General features: G+C 42.3%; 3 protein-coding genes. 1 reads left to right on the top strand and 2 read right to left on the bottom strand.

The features are described 5' to 3' along the window. Positions 1–519 precede the first annotated feature (519 nt). Positions 520–2,811, top strand: coding sequence for an amylo-alpha-1,6-glucosidase (locus tag IQ229_RS15590; protein WP_194045130.1), 2,292 nt, complete (start codon positions 520–522; stop codon positions 2,809–2,811). Positions 2,812–3,443: 632 nt separating this feature from the next. Here IQ229_RS15590 and IQ229_RS15585 read toward each other — a convergent pair. Together IQ229_RS15585 and IQ229_RS15580 are read right to left on the bottom strand one after the other, a co-directional pair. After that, positions 3,444–3,773 carry a DUF2973 domain-containing protein gene (locus IQ229_RS15585; RefSeq protein ID WP_194045128.1) on the bottom strand — a complete coding sequence of 110 codons (330 nt, stop codon included), beginning with the start codon at positions 3,771–3,773 and terminating at the stop codon, positions 3,444–3,446. Between the two features lie 312 nt (positions 3,774–4,085). Continuing rightward, positions 4,086–4,216: DUF2605 family protein (locus IQ229_RS15580; protein WP_194045126.1), on the bottom strand; the 131-nt coding region annotated here is incomplete at its 5' end.

Below are 4,216 nucleotides of genomic sequence, written 5' to 3'. Positions count from 1 at the left end.
ATATACATTCAGGGCAACTGATGCTTTTGCTTGTACAGGTAAATTTTTTCAGGAATAAGTACTAAAACATTAATTATTGTATGGTTTTAACTACTGTGTTCACTAATAACCACCGACGATCAATTTGCAGTCCATGCGTCAGCGAAATAGCCTGTCGTAGACATTGCCTACTTTGCCGACGTTGATTTGTGCTCGCTAAATAAATTTTCTTAGCCAAAAATCATGACTGCAATATTTACATAACTTAATCACTCATGTTGATTAAACTTAATCAATTAATTATCATAAATTAGTCTAATCAAATATCAAAGATTATTTAAAATCTTGTGTCTCTCTACGATACGCTGTTCTTTGTTTAAAATACGTGTCGAGACACAAATCTGTCTTTTTTCGACCTAAATAAATTTAGTTGCTCTGTCTCAAAGCAAAAAGGTATTTATTCTTTCCTTCTGCCTCTTGGGTAGAGACTTCTACTCAAAAAACCACAAAAATATAGACCTGTACACGGAACTTTGTCTAATGACACCGGATACGCTAATGACCCCAGAAAAAATTTTTCTGGATGGAAAAACTTTTATTCCTGCCGAACAATTACCGATCCCGGAGTGGCCTTGTGTTGTGGCTGAAAGATCGCAACCGACACTAACGGTTAAAGATGATGATTTATTTTTTGTGACAGATACTATCGGGAATATTTCTGGCTGTTCCCTCAACGATGGCAATCCCAGCATGGGACTGTTTTGTTGTGATACGAGATTTCTTAATCGCTTGGAGTTACAAATTGAAGGGCGATCGCCTGTACTCCTCAGTAGTACTGCTGAGAAAGGTTTTTCACTCTCCGTTTTGTGTACCACTCCCAGAATCGACGAACGCCTGAAAGCCGAGACTATCGGAATTCGCCGAGAACTCGTGCTGAATGGGGCATTATTTGAAGAAATAGAAGTATCTAACTACAGCACAACTACTGTCAATTTTGAACTAACCATCAGCTTTGATGCGGATTTTGTAGATTTATTTGAAGTCCGTGGCTATGACAGAGAAAAACGAGGTCGGCTTTTACGCCTAGTAGAACCAACGACTGAGGAAGGAACATCTTCTCACGTCGATGGTGTTGCACCAGTACCTAAAGAGCCATCTGCCTATAGAGAAGAATCCTTAACACTCGCCTATCAAGGTCTGGATGGCTCGGTGATGGAATCCCGGATTCTATTCCAGCATCGGCAACCAAACAATTTCAAGGGTTACACTGCGGTTTGGCAGCTAGAGTTGGCTTCTCACGAAACTCAAAAGCTGGGCTACCGAGTGAATATGTTAAGAAACAACCAGTCCAGTTCAACTGTGAGCGCCGCCACTACTTTAGGACAGGCAAAAGCTGCTGAGTGGATGGAGGAGCAACACTGGGTACAACAAATTACTCGCATTAGCTCAGATAAGAGTACCTTCAATCGAGTGATTGAGCGGGCTGAACAAGATATGTATTTGTTGCGCCAGTCTTTTGGTAAGCATAAGACTGTTTCCGCTGGAGTCCCTTGGTTTTCGACACTATTTGGGCGAGATTCGCTGATTACAGCTTCTCAAACCCTGATGTTAAACTCGCAAATCGCCAAGGAAACTCTGATATTACTGGCAACATACCAAGGTAAAATTGACGACGAATGGCGCGAAGAAGAACCGGGTAAGATTTTGCACGAGTTACGTTTGGGAGAAATGGCTCGTTGTCAAGAAATTCCCCATACACCTTACTACGGTACAGTTGATGCCACTCCCTTGTGGCTGCTGCTCTATGCCGAACACTATGCTTGGACTCACGATGGAGAACTCCTAGAGCAACTTTGGCCCAATGCTCTAGCGGCAATGGAGTGGATCGATCGCAACACCAAAGAAACCACTTATCTCAGCTACTTCCGTAAATCCAAACGCGGTCTTGTTAACCAAGGTTGGAAAGATTCTGGCGACTGTATTGTAGACCGTAAGGGAGAATTAGCCAACGGCCCAATTGCTCTCTGTGAGGTGCAAGCTTACGTCTATGCTGCAAAAATGCGCCTATCAGAAATAGCTAGGATGAAGAAGCGGCTTGATTTGGCAGATCGTTGGCAAGAAGAGGCGAGAAATCTTAAGGTTCGGTTTAATCAGGATTTTTGGGTAGAAGATCAAGATTTCTGCGCCCTGGCTTTGGATGGAGAAGGTAAGCCAGTAGACAGTATTACCTCAAATCCTGGCCATTGTCTGCATTTGGGACTCTTTACAGACGAAAAAGCTCACAGTGTAGCAGAACGGTTGCGGGCACCAGATATGTTTAATGGTTGGGGCATTCGGACTCTAAGTAGTTTGTCACCCGCTTATAATCCGATGGGTTATCACATTGGTTCGGTTTGGCCCCATGATAACGCTCTGATCGCAATGGGATTGCGATCGCTCGGTCTTATCGATCAAGCCTTAGAAATATTCCAAGGTTTATTCGATATGACTCAGCAGCAACCCTATCAACGTCCTCCAGAACTTTTTTGCGGCTACGAACGAAACGGTGATAATGCTCCTGTACAGTATCCGGTTGCTTGCACTCCCCAAGCTTGGGCTACGGGTAGTGTTTTCCAACTACTGCAAATGATGGTCAACTTGGTGCCTGACGCTCAAAATAACTGCTTGCGAATAATCGACCCCGCTTTGCCAGAATCGATTAATCGCCTGTCATTTCATAATTTGCGAGTCGGCCCTACCATCCTCGATTTGGAATTTGAGCGTTCTGGGACTACTACTGCTTGTCGCGTTGCGAAAAAACGGGGCAATTTACGGGTAGTTATTGAAGCTTAGAAAGAGAGTAGGGAGTTAGGAATTTACCACTCCCTATTTTATGGTTAGTGCGTAGGCGTAGCCCGTCGTAGACATCGCTCGGTTACATAATAGACTTCTTGCATGAATCTTTACCCTCACCCTAAATCCCTCTCCCAATCTTGGGAGAGGGACTTTGAAATTCGCTCCCCTTCTCCCAATTGTTGGAGAAGGGGTTGAGGGCTTCTTTTGCATGAAGATACAAATCCAACACATACAAATCTTGTTTCGCTATCTCTAAAAGAGGTGTGGATATTTGTTTGAAGTTTCCCTCTATTCCCATACCTTATCTTTACCAGGGTATTATCATATATATGCCCAAATAAGATGTTATACAGTTATAATTAAGACCTACATTTTGATGTGTGCCAGAACCTTGCCTTGTTTAAGTGCTGACTGCGCCACAGGATTGAAAACTACTACCCAGTCGCTTCCCTGAGTGCTTCAGGAATTATCTCATCACTCACACTCTGCCGTTTCAGGCAAGCTAGCGATACGATCGCCTCAAATTCAAAGATGGTAATAAATTTCTACTAAAAAAATTAAGGATGTAAAAACAACAATCATTTACACCCAAATTGCTAACAGACGCGATTAATCGCGTCTCTACTTTTTTATGCTTCTTCGGAATTATCTCTTTTATGTCCTGGGGATGCTTCGTAAAGTGCATCGAGATGTTGACGCGCATCTTCAACGTTAATTGAACGCATTACCAAAAGTGGCTCTTTAATTAAGTTACCCGCGCTATCTAATAACTCTGGATGGGGTACAAACTGTTTCTTTGATGAATAATAACCATAGTTGCCTTGGTTATTCATTGGCGAGGAATTCGTCGGGTAGGTTCGCTCCCGATCAAAACTGAACATAATCAGGTTACGAATTAAGTTGCCAACAGCTATAAATGCAAGGATTGTAAAAGCAAGAATGTAAAGCAGATGTAACATTGGATTTTCCTCCAGAACAGCAATTTTTAAAACTTTATTTTGTAACGCTTTGTTTCGCCGATACCGTGACTCACAGTTAAGACGAGTATTCTACGCACTTTTTATGTTATGCGCTTACATTTATATGAAGCTATTTGTCAACCGTCATTCCACTTACGGTAGCATAGGATACATTATTTTGGTAATCCAGCTAATGTTAAGAAATTCTTAAGAATTATCTACTATCTCTTTAACGATTGATTTGCCATCTTGCATAGACGCTTCCTTGGCTAGTCTTGAGACACCGCTAAGTTGTCTGCCGAAACTTTGCGCTTAGACTTCACGTCCTTGACGAAAGCGAATTGCGACATTCCAGCATTCTGTCACTAATTCATGCCAAGGCATTAACGTTGCCATATCAATCCCGACTTGTTTATCAGTTGCATTAAATCTGTCTCTTATAC

It is taken from the genome of Nostoc cf. edaphicum LEGE 07299, from assembly GCF_015207245.1.
Classification (GTDB): domain Bacteria; phylum Cyanobacteriota; class Cyanobacteriia; order Cyanobacteriales; family Nostocaceae; genus Nostoc; species Nostoc edaphicum_B.
This window is presented reverse-complemented; position numbering and strand designations above follow the sequence as displayed.

Coding starts and splice junctions, on each gene's coding strand:
- IQ229_RS15585 (WP_194045128.1), bottom strand. CDS start 3,773: ATGTTACATCTGCTTTACATTCTTGCTTTTACAATCCTTGCATTTATA.
- IQ229_RS15590 (WP_194045130.1), top strand. CDS start 520: ATGACACCGGATACGCTAATGACCCCAGAAAAAATTTTTCTGGATGGA.